The 16888-nt window shown below is 63.9% G+C and carries 16 protein-coding genes, 1 pseudogene and 1 riboswitch; of the genes and pseudogenes, 12 read left to right on the forward strand and 5 right to left on the reverse strand.

Annotated features, from left to right (window positions below; genetic code table 11):
• The first annotated feature begins 138 nt into the window (after positions 1 to 138).
• Positions 139 to 639: a ClbS/DfsB family four-helix bundle protein gene (locus tag BM075_RS09925; RefSeq protein ID WP_143089853.1), complete on the forward strand. Its 501-nt coding sequence runs from the start codon at positions 139 to 141 to the stop codon at positions 637 to 639.
• Between the two features lie 598 nt (positions 640 to 1237).
• Positions 1238 to 1762: a hypothetical protein gene (locus BM075_RS09930; RefSeq protein WP_093360522.1), complete on the forward strand. Its 525-nt coding sequence runs from the start codon at positions 1238 to 1240 to the stop codon at positions 1760 to 1762.
• A gap of 291 nt (positions 1763 to 2053) precedes the next feature.
• On the opposite strand, the gene BM075_RS09935 is transcribed toward BM075_RS09930, so the two are convergent.
• On the reverse strand, positions 2054 to 2440 hold the full coding sequence (locus BM075_RS09935; RefSeq protein WP_093360523.1) for a VOC family protein: 387 nt from the start codon (positions 2438 to 2440) through the stop codon (positions 2054 to 2056).
• 276 nt (positions 2441 to 2716) lie between these two features.
• Between BM075_RS09935 and BM075_RS25165 the strand changes: the two are divergent.
• Positions 2717 to 2800: pseudogene (locus BM075_RS25165) on the forward strand (integrase); the annotation flags it as partial.
• 205 nt (positions 2801 to 3005) lie between these two features.
• On the opposite strand, the gene BM075_RS09945 reads toward BM075_RS25165, so the two are convergent.
• Entirely contained in the window at positions 3006 to 3893 is an 888-nt protein-coding gene (locus BM075_RS09945) for a LysR family transcriptional regulator (RefSeq protein WP_093360524.1), read from the reverse strand.
• A 91-nt stretch (positions 3894 to 3984) separates the two neighbouring features.
• Here BM075_RS09945 and BM075_RS09950 point away from each other — a divergent pair, with 91 nt between their 5' ends.
• Entirely contained in the window at positions 3985 to 5079 is a 1095-nt protein-coding gene (locus BM075_RS09950) for an aldo/keto reductase (protein ID WP_093360525.1), read from the forward strand.
• Between the two features lie 287 nt (positions 5080 to 5366).
• Here the strand turns inward: BM075_RS09950 and BM075_RS09955 are convergent, their stop codons facing one another.
• On the reverse strand, positions 5367 to 7607 hold the full coding sequence (locus tag BM075_RS09955; RefSeq protein WP_177208309.1) for a calcium-binding protein: 2241 nt from the start codon (positions 7605 to 7607) through the stop codon (positions 5367 to 5369).
• 367 nt (positions 7608 to 7974) lie between these two features.
• Positions 7975 to 8514 (reverse strand): adenine phosphoribosyltransferase, encoded by a 540-nt coding sequence (locus tag BM075_RS09960; RefSeq protein WP_093360527.1) that lies wholly within the window; start codon positions 8512 to 8514, stop codon positions 7975 to 7977.
• A gap of 252 nt (positions 8515 to 8766) precedes the next feature.
• Between BM075_RS09960 and BM075_RS09965 the strand changes: the two genes are divergently transcribed.
• Entirely contained in the window at positions 8767 to 10545 is a 1779-nt protein-coding gene (locus BM075_RS09965; protein WP_093360528.1) for an SLC13 family permease, read from the forward strand.
• Between the two features lie 154 nt (positions 10546 to 10699).
• On the opposite strand, the gene BM075_RS24145 is transcribed toward BM075_RS09965, so the two are convergent.
• A complete protein-coding gene (locus BM075_RS24145) occupies positions 10700 to 10915 on the reverse strand; it encodes a DUF1127 domain-containing protein (protein ID WP_143089854.1) in 216 nt (71 codons plus the stop codon).
• Between the two features lie 396 nt (positions 10916 to 11311).
• On the opposite strand from BM075_RS24145, the gene BM075_RS09975 reads away from it, so the two are divergent.
• The 7 genes from BM075_RS09975 to BM075_RS24150 all read left to right on the forward strand — a co-directional run bounded on the left by BM075_RS09975 (position 11312) and on the right by BM075_RS24150 (position 16842).
• Entirely contained in the window at positions 11312 to 11689 is a 378-nt protein-coding gene (locus tag BM075_RS09975) for a hypothetical protein (protein ID WP_245758808.1), read from the forward strand.
• A 140-nt stretch (positions 11690 to 11829) separates the two neighbouring features.
• Positions 11830 to 11942: riboswitch (guanidine-I (ykkC/yxkD leader) on the forward strand.
• A 91-nt stretch (positions 11943 to 12033) separates the two neighbouring features.
• Complete coding sequence (locus BM075_RS09980; protein ID WP_093360530.1) at positions 12034 to 13101, forward strand: putative urea ABC transporter substrate-binding protein; 1068 nt, start codon at positions 12034 to 12036, stop codon at positions 13099 to 13101.
• Positions 13102 to 13147: 46 nt separating this feature from the next.
• The gene (locus tag BM075_RS09985; RefSeq protein ID WP_093360531.1) at positions 13148 to 13960 is read left to right on the forward strand and encodes an ABC transporter permease; all 813 of its coding nucleotides are present in this window, start codon (positions 13148 to 13150) and stop codon (positions 13958 to 13960) included.
• A gap of 286 nt (positions 13961 to 14246) precedes the next feature.
• Positions 14247 to 15014 carry an ATP-binding cassette domain-containing protein gene (locus tag BM075_RS09990; RefSeq protein WP_093360532.1) on the forward strand — a complete coding sequence of 256 codons (768 nt, stop codon included), beginning with the start codon at positions 14247 to 14249 and terminating at the stop codon, positions 15012 to 15014.
• Entirely contained in the window at positions 14995 to 16251 is a 1257-nt protein-coding gene (locus BM075_RS09995) for an agmatinase family protein (RefSeq protein ID WP_093360533.1), read from the forward strand. Before BM075_RS09990 ends, BM075_RS09995 begins: the two co-directional genes overlap by 20 nt.
• Complete coding sequence (locus BM075_RS10000) at positions 16241 to 16684, forward strand: hypothetical protein (protein ID WP_093360534.1); 444 nt, start codon at positions 16241 to 16243, stop codon at positions 16682 to 16684. The genes BM075_RS09995 and BM075_RS10000 overlap by 11 nt, the downstream gene beginning before the upstream one ends.
• Entirely contained in the window at positions 16681 to 16842 is a 162-nt protein-coding gene (locus BM075_RS24150; protein WP_143089855.1) for a peptidase M23, read from the forward strand. The genes BM075_RS10000 and BM075_RS24150 overlap by 4 nt, the downstream gene beginning before the upstream one ends.
• Positions 16843 to 16888 lie beyond the last annotated feature (46 nt).

The following is a 16888-nucleotide window of genomic DNA, read 5'->3' on the forward strand; positions in this document are numbered from 1 at the left end:
TCCGACGGCCAAGGTCTGTCGAGCGGACAAACCGGGCTTTCGCTGCCGTCTTACCATGGTCGGCTATCGCGCTTGAGACAACTCTGGCGTCTTGATATACGTCAATGATCTAATTTATTCAGTCGCTTAGTGTTCAGCATGCCAGCAGCAACCAACAAAATCGATCTACTCACCGTTTTCGATAAAGACCTGGCCAAGCTCCGCAAAACGCTTGATGGCGTCGACGAAGCAAAAGCCTCTTTGTCGATCCCCGATGACGACACTACGATCAAGGGTGTGATTGCACACCGCACTCACTGGATGGGCATGTTCCACGGTTGGTACGAAGACGGTGTTGAGGGCCGCGAGGTCCATGTCCCCGCCAAGGGCTACAAATGGAACCAGCTCAAGGAATACAACGCCCCGCTCTACGAGAAAGGTAACGAGACGCCGTGGGCAGATTTGCTTTCCGGCTTTGAGGCTGCTTGTGACAAGTTGCGCCGGTTTATTGCATCACAAGATAATGAATCGCTCTACACCAGTGGCGCGCACGCGTGGACCGGCAAGTGGACGCTTGGACGGTTCGCAGAGGCGTCAGGTCCATCGCATTTCCGATCGGCAAACACCTACATCCGAAAGGCGTTGCGAAACGCAAAATGAAGCCGTCTGAGCTGTCCGTAGGTCTGGCCTTCAAGTTCAAGAAAACGAGAACTGCAGTTCGTGGCCAGAATGACTCTGATGAACTCAGTACAGCAAAGCTGCCAATCCTATAAGCCGCAGCATTCGGTAGTTTGGGCTCGAAGCCGACCTGCGGCGGCGCAGCGACTTGGGCTGCTATCAGGAAGTGGCGGCCGCCGCTGACGGCCCATTGCCGTCATTCGCCAGATTCGGCCCTGCTGCGGCGCAGCTTCCCCGAACCGGCCGTTCGCGCCATCGCGCAGCGAAATCTGATTGGCCAAGGCCTGCATGGCGGGCAGCAATACTCTTCACTGCAGGTTTGCCATGCTCCGTTTTCGGATATGTCGCAGTGAAACACGCTGGCCGGCGTCGATCACGATAACGGTTACGTTCTAATATTCTCATTGGTTGGAGCGCGATTTTGATCGTCACCTCACGCGCTCGCCACATAGCCTACTTGGCTCAAAGTTCGTCGCATGTAGCAGTCCCTTCCGGGCGTTCGGTCTGGATATTGTCTAGCCGATCTGTCCCGACATATGTCTACCTGTTCCGGGGCGGCGGAAACCGGAGAGGTGACGAGATGGCGCGCAAATCGCTGGTCGGTGGGGTATATGTCTTTCACTTCGGGACGCATTTAGCATTTGGCCTATGCACCCACGAGGAGACCGGCGGCATCGGGCCACGGCTGGGACAGTTGATGCGCCTCTTCCGCGGGGTCGCGGAGGAAGTGCCCGAGGACGTTTCAGCAATCCTCTCGCGGCCTCTTCTGACGTCGGTCTTTGTCAACCTGCCCATCATGATCCGGGCGGGTGAGGCCATCAAGCTGACTGACGTCCCGGTGCCGCCAGAGCTGGCCGGGCCGCCGCGCTTTCGGGTCGGTGGCCCGCATTCGGAGCATTTCTTCCTGGTGGAGGGGTTGGGAGAGGCTGAAACCCCTGTCGAAGGGGGTGCCTTGAAGGCCGATATTCCCGGGGCTCCGGATCAGGCGATCGCCAGTTTTGGCGCGTTGGAGAGAATTTTCAAATTCGACCTCACCCCGGAACGCGCATTCGCCTTTTTCACAGGAACGGCCACGCTAAACGAGGAATGCGAAGCGCTTTTCTAAGAAGGCGCCGCACACTCATGGCAAACCCGCCATTGATTTTGTCCCGTTCTTGGCCGCACGCCGAAGAGTTGACATTGGCGCACAGAGCAGCGCCCAATAGTATGGGCTCGAAGCAGACCTGCGGCAGTGCGGCAGGCCCCTCGCCCTGGCGCGCAATGCCTGCAGGCGCTGACGGCCCAGACCGGACTTTAACGCTTTCGTCTGAAACCGCACCGCAGCTTCACCGGACCATACATTGATCCATCGCACAGCATTTTCGAGAAGCGCGTGACGGCAGTGCGGACGAAGCTGTCACGCGTCGTAAGTAGAAATCTCGATCAGATTACGGTCGGGGTCGCGTATATAGACCGACAGTATGGGCCCTTGGGCACCTCTGCGTGGTATCGGCCCAGCCTCTATCGGCACGGCTGCATCCTTGAGCCCTGCCAGAACCACATCCAGGGCGAGCGACGTTATCAGACACAGATCCATCGACCCTGGTGTGGGGCGTAGTGCCTTTGGTTCAAACTCTTGACCTGCCTGGTGCAGGTTGAACTTCTGTTTGCCAAACGCCATCGCCCTCCTTCCTTGACCGAAGGTGATGATCTCGAAGCCAAGAACCTTTTCATAAAACTCGCAGGTCTTGTCCAAGTCGGCGACTGTCAGAACAAGATGGTCCAAATGTGAAATTCCCAGCATTCGGTTTGCCTGCCCCTCAGGTTCCCGTGTCTGCCCCAATTGTTGTGACATGAGAAAATGCCTGCCAAGGGGCTCATTTCAGACCTCAGATGCGGTGCCGCATCCTGGGATATACTAGCCTAGTCAACGTCGGGTTGTCGTCGTGGGGGGGCGTGGCGGATCGGAGGATCAGTCATGCAAACACCCAACTTACTCGCCATTCGCGCGCGTCGTTCCGCTTGGAATAGGGGGCGGATCGTGGGACAGAAGCGCCCACTGAAACCCAAGCACGTCTGGGGGCATACCAAGATCGACAGCACCGTCAGATACTTGGGAGTCGAACTCGAAGATGCACCCGCCATCGCGGAAGCCATTGAAATCCGATGCATAGGGCTGTCTTCACTGACGGCCCTGAACCGACGTCCGGCTTACCCTCACCCGCTGCGGCGCAGGCTCGCAAGATTGAGCATTCGCCGCAGTTGCGAAGCCGAGGCCGGAGCGGACGCAATTTTTGCGGACAATGCGGACTTCAACCTATTCGATTGCGTGCTGTGATCCGCGCAGATTCCGCAGCGGGCCTGAGTCGCTACTCTTTCAGGAAATCAATCAATGCGCGCAGTGCGGGCGGGCTTTGTCGGCGGCTGGGGTGGTAGAGATGAACGCCGTCGAAGGGCGGCGTCCAATCCTCCAGCACTGCCTCCAGACGGCCAGTGCGAAGGTCCGCGGCCACGTCTTCCTCCATGTGGAGACTGACGCAGCCACCTTGCCGAACCAGCGCCAGCGCAAGATCCGAGGAATTGCAGATAAGCGGCCCCTCCACCCTTTGCCGCAACTCGCGTCCATCCTTCTCGAAGTCCCAGGGCGCGATGCCGCCGCTGCTTAGCTGGTGGTAGGCAACGCAAGGGTGCTCGCGCAGGTCGCGTGGCTGGGTTGGCCGGCCATGACGCGCCCAATAGTCCGGCGTGGCTACGACGAGGTGGCGCAGCGGCGGGCCGACGCGTACGGCGATCATGTCCTTTTCGACATCCTCGCCAAAGCGCAGCCCCGCGTCGAAGCCATTCGCGACGATGTCTTGCAACTTGTCGTCCACCGTGACCTGCACGGTGATGCCGGGATGTGCCGCCAGAAACGCAGGCAATCGCCGGGCCAGAAAGGTCTGCGCGATCCAGTGAAAGGTGGTGATCCGGACGATGCCCTCGGGCTCGTCACGAAAGGCGGCAAGCTCCGCCAGGCCGGTGTCGATCTCTGCGAGCGCCGGGCCGAGGCGATCCAGGAGGGACATGCCCGCCTCCGTCGGGGCCACGGAACGGGTCGAGCGCGCCAGAAGACGGACGCCGAGACGTTCCTCCAGGCCCCGCATCGCATGGCTGAGGGCGGAGGGAGATACGCGCAGCTCCGCTGCCGCGGCAGTGAAGCTGCGCGTGCGCGCCACCGCGGCGAAGGCGGCCAGATCATTGAGCGGCATTCGCGCCATTGATGAATTTTCCTCACAGGGTCATGGCACACGTAGCAGCTAATCCGCGACGGTACAGCCTCCTATCTTTGCCGGGACAAAGGAGACCACCATGCAGATGACCGACTACCGTCCCTTCGGCCGTTCCGGCCTCATCGTCAGTCCGCTGGCGCTTGGTACGATGACCTTCGGCGCAGGCCGCTGGGGCACGGACGAGCAGACCGCCCGCGCCATCTTCGACGCCTATGTAGAAGCCGGCGGCAACCTGATCGACACCGCCGATGTCTACAGCGGTGGAGAAAGCGAAAGAATGCTGGGCCGTTTCCTGAAGGACAGCGGCCTGCGCGACCGGCTGGTCATATCGACCAAGGCGGGCTTTTCGCGGTCCGAGGGGACGCCGATGCATGCGGGCAATGGGGCCTACAACATCCGTCTCGGCATAGAAGGGTCCCTCAAACGGCTGGGCGTGGACCGCATCGACCTCTTCTGGGTCCATGTGTGGGACCAACTGACGCCCGCCGAAGAGGTGCTTCGGACGCTCGCCGATGCCGTCGCGCGGGGCGAGATCCTCTATTTCGGCTTCTCGAACGCGCCTTCCTGGTATGTGGCCAAGATTGCGACACTGGCCGCATCGCACGGTCTGCCGGGGCCCGTCGGCCTGCAATATGCCTGGTCGCTGGTGGACCGTGGGGTCGAGTTGGACCTGATGCCCATGGCCCGCGAATTCGGCCTTGGCATGATGCCGTGGAGCCCGTTGGGCGGAGGGCTGCTGACCGGGAAATACGGCCGCGAGAAGCTCGCCGCCGCATCGGAAGGTGCCACGGTGCCCAATGCCGCGGACACCGCCGAAGATCAGCCGCGCGACCGTTTGAACGGGTCAAATCCCTACGGCGGAATGCTGTTCACCGAGCGGAACTTCGACATCGTGGATACCGTCCGGGATGTCGCCGCCGAGCTTGAGGTGCCGATGGTGCAGGTTGCTTTGGCTTGGGTGCTGCGCCAGCCCGGGATGACTTCGCTTCTTCTCGGAGCGAGCCGACCGGAGCAACTGAAGGGCAATCTCGCCGCACTGTCGCTGGAGATGACGGACGATCAGCGAGCGCGCCTCGACGCCGTGAGCGCACTGCCATCGCTCAATCCGTATTTCATCTTCAGCCTGCCGAGCGAAATGCTCCATGGCGGCATGCAGGTGGCCCGGCCCGCGTGATTCAGGGCGGATGCAGCGAGCGTGACTGGCGGGATCGCTTGCTTGCAGGGCGCGGGCCGTAGGGCCTGATCCCAGGTTCCGATGCTAAATGCCGGAAGATGCAGACCGCCGGCGGACTGACGAGGGGCGCCTGATCCGGTATTCGGAAACTACACGGCAATTGCTTCAAATATCGGCTTTTGATCGCCGTCGGTTGGTGGGTGGCGCGGCAGGCACAGTGTGCCTGGTCCGCGCCACCCCGCAACGGTATCACTCGTACGCGTCGCGCGTGTGAGTGGGCAGGGCCGTCAGAACAGGACGTCGTCCGTGGTGATCTCGACGCCCGCGAGCCCTTCCAGCAGGATCTGATGGGCGTGATCGTCATCGCCCCAGCTCAACAGCCTGTCACCCTTTACGTCGCTCTGCGTCACGTCGACGTCGAAATCGACGACACCCATTCGCTGAAGGTTCAGTGTGTCGATCCCCACCTCAAAATCGGTGATGACATCATCCCCGACGTGGCCCTTCATCTTGAACACATCCGCGCCGAAACCGCCGGTCAGAATGTCGCTGCCATTGGCTCCAACCAGCACGTCACGGCCACCTCCGCCCTTGAGGACGTCGTCGCCTTGTCCGCCCAAGAGAACGTCTTTGTCCTTGCCGCCGAGCAGGACATCGTTTCCTTTGCCGCCGACGAGGCGATCCCTGCCGGCTCCGCCGTCGAGGTGATCCGCCCCGCGCCGACCGAAGATCTGGTCATTCCCGGCATGTCCGGCAAGCGTGTTCCCGTGACGGTTGCCATAGAGCACGTCGTCGCTTCCGGTGCCTGAAGCGAGGAAGACGAAATCGGCGTCCTTGAGGCCTCCGGAGATGCCCTCCAGGGTGATCTGGGTCGTCCCGAAGGTAAGGACGGTGTCACCGGGGGAAGTCTGCGTGTCGATGTCCATCGCGTCGAGCCCGGTAACGCCGGCCTGAAGCAGGTCGATCACGTCTTTGCCTTGGGTAAAGTCCGTGATCGTGTCGGCACCTTCGGAGCTGTTGGTAAAGCGGAACGTATCGGCGCCTGCGCCGCCCGTGAGCACATCGTTGCCGCTGCGCCCAATGAGGACGTCATCGCCGCCGCCACCTTGAAGCCGGTCGTTGCCCGCTCCGCCGTCGAGGATATCGTTGCCCGCGCCGCCATTCAGGAGATCGTCGCCGCGCAGGCCACTCACGAGGTCATTTCCGGCCAAGGCGCGGATCGTGTCGTCACCCTTGGTGCCAGTCAGGATGTCGTCTTCCATGGTGCCGGTCGGACTGTCGTCGTCGGTTGTACTGTTGGTGTTCACGGTGAAGACCTGAGCCTTGATGGCATCGCCGGAACCATCCTGGGCGGCGTCGTATGTCTGCCACGCAATCGCGAAGCCCCCATCCGGGAGAGAGGCCACAGTCGGAGTAACTTGAGAACTCGCAGCCTCGGTGTTGACGAGAAATTCGCTGCCCAGCTTGGTGCCGTCGGCATCGAAGACCTGTGCCTTGATCGCATAGGCGGAGCCATCTTGGGCGGCGTCGCTTGTGTCCCACGTGATCACGAAGCCGCCGTCGGCAAGGCTGGTGATTGTGGGGCGCATCTGGCTCCCCTCCGCTTCTGTATTGACGAGGATTTCGCCACCTGTTTTGGAGCCGTCGGCGTCGAAAACTTGCGCCTTCACCGCCGTTCCCGAGCCGTCTTGGCTGGGGTCCCCTGTGCACCAAGTGACCACAAAACCCCCGTTCGCAAGACCGGTGGTCGTGGCGTCCATCTGCATCTCCGCCGTCTCGGTGTTGACCTGGAACTCTCCACCCTGCTTCGTTCCCTCGGAATCGAACATTTGTGCCTTTATGGCGTCTTCGGGCTCTGGGGCGTTTTCGGAGCCATTCTGGGTAAAGTTGCCTGTTTGCCAGGTCGCCACAAAGCCACCACTGGCAAGCGCGGTGATCGAGGGAGACATCTGGTCATTCGTGACCTGAGTATTGACGAGAAACTCGCTGCCCGACTTGGTTCCGTCTGCATCAAAGATCTGTGCCTTGATCGCGTGACCGGAGCCGTCATTGATCGGATCCGGCGCCTCCCATGTGACGACGAATCGTCCGTCGTCGAGGCCGGTGACCTTGGGCCGCGTTTGGTTGTATTCAGCTTCGTTGTTAACGAGGAACTCGGTGCCCTGCTTGACACCTTCAGCGTCAAAGATCTGCGCTTTGATCGCCATAAAGGCTTGATCCTGGAACCTGACTTCCGACTGCCATGTGACGACGAAGCCGCCACCGGCAAGGCCAGTGGTTGCGGGCGAGTATTGGCCATCCATCGCTTCGCTGTTGACGAGGAATTCGCTTCCGATGGTCGCGCCGTCCGCGCCAAAGATCTGCGCCTTGATCGCACTTTTGGACCCATCCTGGCTGGAATCCCCTGTCGTCCATGCGATCACGTAGTTGCCGCCGTCCAGACCGGCGACGGTTGGTTCCCACTGATAGTAATATGTTTCGCTGTTGACGAGAAATTCCGAACCGGACTTGATGTAGGGGTTTGACACCTTGCTTCTCCCGAACTGTGGGCTGCTGAACGACATTGTTCGGCGTGGTTCTCGGCCATGGAACCTTTTCCACTCCGAACCCGCCTCGGGACTCCGGCTACGGGTCGATCATGATCGCAACATGCATGTCCTGCGTCAGAAATCTGACGATGTTGCGGAAAAATATATTGTTGCTTCAAAGTGTTAACGCGGGGCGGCGAAACCGTGTCCATAGTGGGGAAACATGGGGTCTCGCAAGGCGACCGCCGTGAGCGCATCGGGTCAGCGGGAGGGCGGGCCGGGGCCGCCCCTGCCTTGTCAGAGCCGTTCGGACCCGAAATGTCGGCTCTCTGTCGCCGCGAAATCCCGGGATGCTGAGGTGCCCCCGTCAGTCCCCTTCGAATTCGCAGAGGGTGTGGACGTCCATTCCCATCGCTTCCAGCCGTTTGCGGCCGCCGAGGTCGGGCAGGTCGATGACGAAGGCGCAGCCGACGACTTCGCCGCCGAGGCGTTGGACGAGTTTGATGCCGGCTTCGGCGGTGCCTCCGGTGGCGAGCAGGTCGTCGACGATGAGGACGCGGGCGCCCTTGGCGATGGCGTCGTCGTGGATCTCCACCACGGCCTCGCCGTATTCGAGCGTGTAGGCCTCCGAGATCACCGGGCCGGGCAGTTTGCCCTTCTTGCGGATGGGCACGAAACCGACGGAGAGCTGATGCGCCACCGCGCCGCCGAGAATGAAGCCGCGCGCCTCCAGCCCCACGACGCAATCTATGGGCGTGCCGGTGTAGGGGTGCAGGAGCTGGTCGACGGCGATGCGCAGACCGCGGGGATCGGCGAAGAGCGTCGTCACGTCGCGGAACATGATCCCTTCGTGGGGGAAATCCGCAATGGTGCGGATGTAGTCTTTCACCGTTTTGTGGTTCGCCATTTGCCCCCTCCCTGTCGCGTGGTGCCGAAACCTGCACGGCGCGTCAAATGAACCCGCACGCGGGGGGAGGGGCAAGGGCGGATCGTGCGGAATGTCCCGGTCTGTGCCATCTTGCCGCCGCGCGGGGAGCAGGGCCGGGCCGCATCGCTCGTTTGCCGGGCAAACGCCGCCCGGGCAGGCGGCGATCCGAATGACATCTTGCACCGCCGGTGCTGCGCGATAAGGTGCCGCGAGGCAAACGCAGGGCATTCCATGGATCTTTTCACGCTCGGGGCCACGGCGCAGCCGTATCTGGCGTTGCTTGTCGTCCTGGTGATGTTCGCGCTGTTCGCGCGTGAGGTGTTCCCGGCGGAAGTCGTGGCGATCATGGGGGCGGCGGTGATGCTTGTGACGGGCATCTTGCCCTACAGCACCGCGCTGGATGTGCTGTCCAACCCGGCCCCCTGGACGATCGCGATGATGTTCCTGATCATGGGGGCGCTGGTGCGGACGGGCGCGCTGGACTGGTTTACCCAGATCGCGCAGAGGCAGGCGGAGATCAAGCCGCGGCTGTCGGTGGGCACGCTGATCGGGTTCGTCGTTCTGGCCTCCGCCATCGTTTCGAATACGCCGGTGGTGGTGGTGATGATTCCGGTGGTGGTGCAGATCGCCCGGACCATCGGCCAGCCGGCCTCCAAGATGCTGATCCCGCTTTCTTACGCCGCGATCATGGGGGGGACGCTGACGCTGATCGGCACCTCGACCAACCTGCTGGTGGACGGCGTTGCGCGGGCCAACGGGATGGAGCCGTTCGGCATCGTCGAGGTGACGCCGCTCGCCATCGTCGTAGTGATATGGGGGATGATCTACCTGCGCTACATCGCGCCGCGGCTGCTGCCGGCGCGGGACAGCATGGCGGACCTTCTGTCGGACAAGGCGAAGATGCGGTTCTTCACCGAGCTGGCCGTGCCGGAGGACAGCCGGTTGATCGGCCAGAGGGCGGTCGATGTGGACCTGTTCAAGCGCGAAGGGGTGCGGGTGATCGACGTGCTGCGGGGGGATGCCTCGCTCCGGCGCGACCTGACGAGCGTGGTGCTGGAGCCCGGCGACCGCGTGGTGCTGCGCACGCAGATGAGCGAGCTGCTGAGCCTGCAGGAGAACAAGAACCTGCGCACGGTGGACAAGCTGAGTTCGATCCGGACGGAAACGGTGGAGGTGCTGATCTCCCCCGGCGCGCGAATGGTGGGCCGGACGTTGGGGCAGTTGCGCCTGCGGCGGCGCTACGGGGTCTATCCACTGGCGGTGCACCGGCGGAACCAGAACATCGGGCGGCAGCTTGACGACCTCGTGGTGCGGGTGGGCGACACGCTTCTGCTGGAAGGGGCGCCGGAGGATATTCGGCGGCTGGCGGCCGACATGGGGCTGGTGGACATTGCCCGCCCTTCCGCGCGGGCCTTCCGCCGGGACCGGGCGCCGGTGGCCATCGGGGCACTGTTCGGCATCGTGGTGCTGGCGGCCTTCGGGGTGGCGCCGATCCTGCTGCTGGCGTTCCTCGCCGTGGCGGTGGTGCTCATGACGCGGTGTATCGACGCCGACGAGGCGTTTTCGTTCGTCGAGGGTCGGCTGCTCGCCCTGATCTTTTCCATGCTGGCGGTGGGCGCGGCGCTGGAGTCCTCCGGGGCGGTCAAGCTGATCGTGAATTCGGTGTCGCCCTGGCTGATGGTGCTGCCGCCGGTCCTCGTCGTCTGGGCGATCTACCTGCTGACGTCGGTGTTGACGGAGATGGTGTCGAACAACGCCGTGGCGGTTGTGATGACGCCGATCGCCATCGGCCTGGCGCATGCGCTGGGGTACGACCCGCGCCCGTTTGTGGTGGCGGTCATGATCTCCGCCTCGGCGAGTTTCGCAACGCCCATCGGGTATCAGACGAACATGATGGTCTACGGACCGGGCGGGTATCGGTTCTCGGATTTCCTGCGGGTCGGGATTCCGCTGAACCTGTCCATCGGGATCGTTGCGTCGTTGCTCATTCCGTTCATCTGGCCGCTTTGATCCCGCGCGCAGGCAATTCCGGGCAAGTCCGGTGCGTTTCTCTCCTTCCGAAATGACAGAAGCCCGGCGGTTGGCCGGGCTTCTGTTGGAAACCTTGGGGCAGGGGCGCAGGTTGCGCCGTCTCTGCCGGGGTGGGCCGGATCGCCCTGGGCGATCAGACGGCGGCTTCGGCCTTGCACTTGGCAAGGTAATAGAAGTCCGCGCGGCACATTCTCAGGTCGGCAAGTTCGCGGTCGCTCATCGAGTCCAGCTCGCGATAGGTCTGCCAGAAGATTGCGCGACGGCGGCGCCAGTCGGCAAAATTCGCGCGAAGGGTGCGCAGGGGGGAGACGCCGGGGAGAGTGCCGAGTGCAACGTCGTTCATAGCCATGATCGTAACCTCATTCTTCAAAGTGTTGCGCGTTAGCGCTAACCTCCCGTGCCCCCAACATGGGTCATTCCCCGGGGAGCGACAACTTTGAGGAATGAAATGCCAGCATTCCGAAATCGCATAGGTCAGAAGGGTTGATGTATCTGCGGGCATTCCTTACGCGCGGGTGGTCGCCTTTCGACGATGTCTCCCTCCCGACAAACGCCATCACCGCCGTCGCGCACGTTGAGGCCGAGCGGCAGTGGGACCGCACAGGCCGCCCGTGCGGACGCACGGGGCAGAGGGGCGGCCCCCGACCTTGCGTCGTGCCGGATGCGGTGGCAGGGATATGGCCTGGATGGCGGACGGACGCGGTCGCGGCGGCTGCCGACATGTGAAGCACGACAGGGAGGTCCCGTGCGCGTCAGTATTCCCGTTTCCTTCGGTGAACTGGTGGACAAGATCACCATCCTGGAGATCAAGTGCGACCAGATCGGGGACCCGCAAAAGAGCGCACTGGCGCTTGCCGAGTTGTCCCTGCTGCGGGAGGTGCTGGATGGCCTTCCGCGTCCTGACGGTTTCGACGAGATCAAGCGCGAGCTTCGCGCGGTGAACGAGACGCTCTGGGAGGCCGAGGAGCGTATCCGGGCGTGCGAGGCCGGCGAGGACTTCGGCGAGCGCTTCGTCGCGCTGGCCCAGAGCATCTATCGCCAGAACGACCGCCGCTATGCCCTGAAGGACCGGCTCAACCGGGCCGCCGGGTCCGCGATCCGCGAGGTGAAGTCCCACGTCTGAGCACCCGTCTGTCTGCGAGGGCGTTGATTTCCTGCCCGCATGTTGGGCGATGCCGTCTGGATTGCGGGCAGTTGACGTTTACGGTGCGTCACGGACCCGTTTGCCGTTGACGCGGGCGGCGGCCTTTGTCTCCAGTCAAGGGGCAGGGTGCTTAGGGTTCCGCTGCCGGGCGATCCGGCAGGCCAGGTCCGAGAAGTGCCACCCCTGGGGCAAATTCCGCAGGGGCACACGGCGGGCCAAAATCCCGGGAGATTACTGCGCAGGTCACGCCCGCGCCTTCATCTCTTGTTCCGCCAGCGGGCTGACCTCAACCAGATTTGCGGAACGCCACAACGGGGAAGACAATGACCAGACCGAAGCTTCTGTCCGCCACGGCCCTGTCGCTGGGCCTGATCGCCGCCACGCTGGGCCCGGCAGCCGCCGAGGAGAAAACCGATTTCAAGGTCGCCTGGTCGATCTATGCCGGCTGGATGCCGTGGGGGTACCTGTCGGACTCCGGCATCATGGACAAATGGGCCGAGAAATACGGCATCACGGTCGAGATCGTGCAGATCAACGACTACGTCGAGTCGATCAACCAGTACACGGCGGGTGAGTTCGACGGCGTGTCGGCGACCAACATGGACACGCTGTCGATCCCCTCTGGCGGCGGGGTGGATACCACCGCACTGATCATCGGCGACTATTCCAACGGCAACGACGCGGTGATCCTGAAGGGCGAGGGCACGGTCGAGGATCTGGCGGGCAAGCCGGTGAACCTGGTGGAACTGTCGGTCTCCCACTACCTGCTGGCGCGGGCGCTCGACAGCGTGGGCCTGGCCGAGGCGGATCTGGGCGGCGTGGTCAACACCTCCGACGCGGACATGATCGCGGCCTTCGCAGCGCCAGAGGTCGAGGCGGTGGTCACCTGGAACCCACTGGTGTCGGAGATCCTGTCGTCCAACCCGGATGCGACGAGCGTATTCGACAGCTCGAAGATCCCCGGCGAGATCCTGGACCTGATGGTCGTCAACACCCAGACGCTGGCCGACAATCCCGACTTCGGCAAGGCGATGGTGGGCGCGTGGTACGAGGTCATGGGCCTGATGGCGGCGGGCGACGCGGAGGCGCTGGGCGCCATGGCCTCGGCGGCGGGGACCGACCTGGAAGGCTACAAGGCGCAGCTCGACAAGACCGCGATGTTCTATGACCCCGCCGAGGCCGTGGCGCAGGCGGAGAGCGCGGACCTGCCCGCCACGATGACCAATGTTGCGGAGTTCCTGTTCGACAAGGGCATTCTGGGCGTCAACGCGCCGAGTGCCGATTTCGTCGGCGTCGCCTATCCGGACGGTTCGACCAGCGGCGACGAGGCCAACGTGCAGTTCCGCTACGACACCACCTACATGAAGATGGCCGCGGACGGCAGCCTCTGACCCCGACTGCCCGGCCTCGCTGCCGGGCGGCTCGAAAGGAGCCGAGATGCGCCTCATCAACCGACGCCCGTCGCGGCCGGTGGCCGTGCTGCTTGCGGCCCTGCCATTCGTGCTGATCGTGATCGCTTACATGATCGGTTCGGACCTGCGGCTGGCCGCCAACCCGCAGGACAAGCTGCTGCCCGCCCCGTCGACCATCTGGGACACGGCCGTGCGGCTCTTCACCGAGCCCGACAAGCGGTCCGGCAGGATCCTGCTCTGGGCCGACACCGGCGCCAGCCTGCGTCGGCTGGCGCTCGGGGTGGGGATCGCGGCGGCGATTTCGCTGTCGCTCGGGGTGCTGATCGGCCTTTTGCCCTATGCCCGGCGCTTGCTCTCGGGCTTCGTCGCGGTGATTTCCATGGTGCCGCCGCTGGCGCTGCTGCCGATCCTCTTCATCGTCTTCGGGCTGGGGGAGGTCTCCAAGGTGGTGCTCATCGTGATCGGCATCACGCCGTTCCTGACGCGGGACCTGTCGCAGCGGGTGCTCGACATCCCGCACGAGGAGATCGTGAAGGCGCAGACGCTGGGGGCCTCGACGCTGGTGATCGCGCTCCGCGTCGTGTTGCCGCAAATCCTGCCCCGGCTCATCTCGGCCATCCGGCTGGCGCTGGGCTCGGCCTGGCTGTTCCTCATCGCGGCGGAGGCGGTGGCGGCGGACGTGGGGCTCGGCTACCGGATCTTCCTGGTGCGGCGCTACCTCGCGATGGACGTGATCCTGACCTACGTGCTCTGGATCACCTTTCTGGCCTTCGTCATCGACTGGGCGCTGAAACGGCTGTCCGGCAAGGCGTTTCCGTGGATGGGGGCGGGGCTGTGACGGGGGGCGGGGTTTCAGAGCGCGCTGGCCGGATGTCTGGCCCGGGTGACCAATCCGGGCCGCGCCCGACCCTCCCCTCGGGAGGGCGCACTGGCGATGTCGCATGCCGAACAGCCCTCGTCCGGGGCATTGGAATAAAGCGCCTGCCACAAGCGTGGTCCAGCGCCCTCCCAGGGTCGGTCGCGGCACTCCGCTCTGCGATGGCACATCAGGTTCCGGTCCCGGGCGTGGGTGCCCCACCGAGCATGATATTTCACTGCCCGACCGCCAATTCCGGAGGACGCCCATGAGCTTCGTCACCGTTCGCGACGTCTGGAAGAGCTATGACGGCCGCCCGATCCTGGAGCGGGTGAATGTCGACGTGGAGGAGGGGGAGTTCATCTCCATCGTCGGGGCCTCGGGCTGCGGCAAGTCCACCTTCCTGCGGCTGCTGCTGGCCGACGAATTGCCGTCGCGCGGAGCGATCCGGATCGAGCAGGGGCACCGGGCCATGGAGCCGAACCAGGAGCGCGGCGTCGTGTTCCAGCGCTACTCGGTCTTTCCGCACATGACCGTGCGCGACAACATCGTCGCCGCGGAGAGCTTCGGCACCCGCTCCGGCTGGTTCTTCGGGAAACGGCTGCGCGGGGCGCGGGAGCGGGCGGACGAGACTCTCGCCCGGATCGGCCTCAGCCACGTGGCGGACAATTACCCCGCCACGCTCTCGGGCGGGATGCAGCAGCGCCTCGCCATTGGGCAGGCGCTCACCGCCCAGCCGCGCATCCTGCTTCTGGACGAGCCGTTCGGCGCGCTGGACCCCGGCACGCGGCTGGCGATGCACGATTTCCTCACCGAACTGCGGGCGCGCACGAAGATGACCGTGTTCATGGTCACCCATGACCTGACGGAGGGCTTCAAGCTTGGGGACCGGGTGCTGGTCTTCGACAAGCCCCGGTGGGACCCGCACGACCCCGGCGCCTACGGCGCCACCATCACCTATGATTTCGATGCCCGGGACGAGGGCATCCCCTTTCAGACTATCAAGGAGAAGACGCATGTTCCGGTATCGGCCTGAGCGTACACGGTCGCATCACCCGTCGGACGCCCGCGCGGCGCATACGGCGCGGCAGAGACGCGCCCACCATCCCGACCTCAGCCAGCTTCAGGGCTGGAAGGCGATGCAGAAGGAGGCCGACCTGCCCGGCAGCCGCTGGGACGAGGAGCGCCGCTGGGCGCTGCGCATGGGGCTGACGGGGGCGGAGTCCATCGAGGACAAGTCCATCCCCACCTTTGCGCGCGGGGAGCTGCCGCACTACGCCGGGATCAACACCTTCCTCAAGGCGCCCTATGCGGAGGACGTGCTGGAGGTGCAGCACTACGACGCCACGGTGCTGGGCATCCCGTTCGACGGCGGCACCACCTATCGCGCGGGCACGCGGTTCGGGCCGCAGGGGGTGCGCAAGATCTCCGCGCTCTACACGCCCTACAACTACGAGATCGGGGTGGACCTGCGGGAGCAGATGACGCTCTGCGACGCGGGCGACGTGTTCACGATCCCTGCCAACCTGGAAAAGAGCTTCGACCAGATCAGCCGCGCGGTCTCGCACGTATTCTCCAGCGGGTCGCTCCCGATCATGATCGGCGGCGATCACTCCATTGGCTTCCCCTGCGTGCGCGGGATCGCCGAATGCACGTCGAAGAAGATCGGCATCGTCCACTTCGACCGCCACGCCGACATCCAGGAGAAGGACCTCGACGAGCGCATGCACACCACGCCGTGGTTCCACGCCACCAACATGCCCAACGTGCCGGCGAAGAACCTGGTGCAGGTGGGCATCGGCGGCTGGCAGGTCCCGCGGGAGGCGGTGAAGGTGGCGCGGGAGCGCGAGACCAACATCATCACCATGTCGGATATGGAGCGGATGGGCGTCGACAAGACCGCCGAAATGGCGCTGGAGATGGCGTGGGACGGCGTGGATATGGTCTACATGTCCTTCGACATCGACAGCATCGACTGCGGCTTCGTTCCCGGCACCGGCTGGCCCGAGCCCGGTGGCTTCCTGCCGCGGGAGGCGCTGGCGTTGGCCTCCAAGGTCGCTGCGGAGGGTATATGCGGCATGGAACTGGTCGAGGTCGCGCCGCCCTATGACACGTCGGAGATCACCGCGCTCATGGGCACCCGCGTGATCGTCGACGTGCTGGGGGCGATGGTGGCAAACGGCACCCTCGGCAAGCACCGTGCCCACATTGACAAGCCGGTGACGATCCCGCACGGAGAGTTCGAAGGCAAGAGGTGGTCCAATGCCACATGATCACGCCCACGGGCACCATCATCACGCGCACGGCATGGGGCACAACCATGCCGACGCCGACCACCTGCACAGCCACCTCCACGACGCCGACGCAGCCGCCGACCTTCAGGTGCTGACGGCGCAGTTCATCGACGGCTTCGTGCAGGCCGCCGACAAGGCGAGCTACCTGCGGCTGGCCGGCGTGCCCTTCGAGCGGCCCGGCAAGGGCGGGGCGAAGGCGCTGAAGCTGGTGGACGTGGAGCTGAAGACCGACTGGCAGGTCGGCACCGCCAGCCCGAGCTTTGGCTCGCGCGAACTCAGTTACCTGCCGTTCCCGGGCGAAATGGTCCGGGAGCGCACAAACATGTCGCTGGTCTATGTCTCGATGGACGAGAAGTCCGTGCTGGACATCCGCGACTTCCTCTCGTTGCGAAAAAAGGAGATCGACCAATGAAGAAACTTGCTTTTGCCGTTCCCGCCCTGCTTGCCGCCCTTCCGGCCGCCGCTCATGAGGGCGCGCACCTGCACCCGCACGGCTCCGAAACGGCCATGCTGGTGCTCTCGGCCGCGCTCGTGGGGGGAGCGATCGCGACGTATCTCTGGCGCCGCTGAGGGCAGCCCTCACGTCGTTCTGCCCGTTTCGACGGAAACTTAGAGA

Origin of the sequence: Tropicimonas isoalkanivorans, assembly GCF_900112335.1 — a bacterium.
Lineage (GTDB): Bacteria > Pseudomonadota > Alphaproteobacteria > Rhodobacterales > Rhodobacteraceae > Tropicimonas > Tropicimonas isoalkanivorans.

Excerpts from the sequence above, each read along its gene's own strand:
- BM075_RS09925 (WP_143089853.1), top strand. The coding sequence starts at position 139 with ATGCCAGCAGCAACCAACAAAATCGATCTACTCACCGTTTTCGATAAA.
- BM075_RS09930 (WP_093360522.1), top strand. The coding sequence starts at position 1,238 with ATGGCGCGCAAATCGCTGGTCGGTGGGGTATATGTCTTTCACTTCGGG.
- BM075_RS09935 (WP_093360523.1), bottom strand. The coding sequence starts at position 2,440 with ATGCTGGGAATTTCACATTTGGACCATCTTGTTCTGACAGTCGCCGAC.
- BM075_RS09945 (WP_093360524.1), bottom strand. The coding sequence starts at position 3,893 with ATGGCGCGAATGCCGCTCAATGATCTGGCCGCCTTCGCCGCGGTGGCG.
- BM075_RS09950 (WP_093360525.1), top strand. The coding sequence starts at position 3,985 with ATGCAGATGACCGACTACCGTCCCTTCGGCCGTTCCGGCCTCATCGTC.
- BM075_RS09960 (WP_093360527.1), bottom strand. The coding sequence starts at position 8,514 with ATGGCGAACCACAAAACGGTGAAAGACTACATCCGCACCATTGCGGAT.
- BM075_RS09965 (WP_093360528.1), top strand. The coding sequence starts at position 8,767 with ATGGATCTTTTCACGCTCGGGGCCACGGCGCAGCCGTATCTGGCGTTG.
- BM075_RS24145 (WP_143089854.1), bottom strand. The coding sequence starts at position 10,915 with ATGGCTATGAACGACGTTGCACTCGGCACTCTCCCCGGCGTCTCCCCC.
- BM075_RS09980 (WP_093360530.1), top strand. The coding sequence starts at position 12,034 with ATGACCAGACCGAAGCTTCTGTCCGCCACGGCCCTGTCGCTGGGCCTG.
- BM075_RS09985 (WP_093360531.1), top strand. The coding sequence starts at position 13,148 with ATGCGCCTCATCAACCGACGCCCGTCGCGGCCGGTGGCCGTGCTGCTT.
- BM075_RS09990 (WP_093360532.1), top strand. The coding sequence starts at position 14,247 with ATGAGCTTCGTCACCGTTCGCGACGTCTGGAAGAGCTATGACGGCCGC.
- BM075_RS09995 (WP_093360533.1), top strand. The coding sequence starts at position 14,995 with ATGTTCCGGTATCGGCCTGAGCGTACACGGTCGCATCACCCGTCGGAC.
- BM075_RS10000 (WP_093360534.1), top strand. The coding sequence starts at position 16,241 with ATGCCACATGATCACGCCCACGGGCACCATCATCACGCGCACGGCATG.
- BM075_RS24150 (WP_143089855.1), top strand. The coding sequence starts at position 16,681 with ATGAAGAAACTTGCTTTTGCCGTTCCCGCCCTGCTTGCCGCCCTTCCG.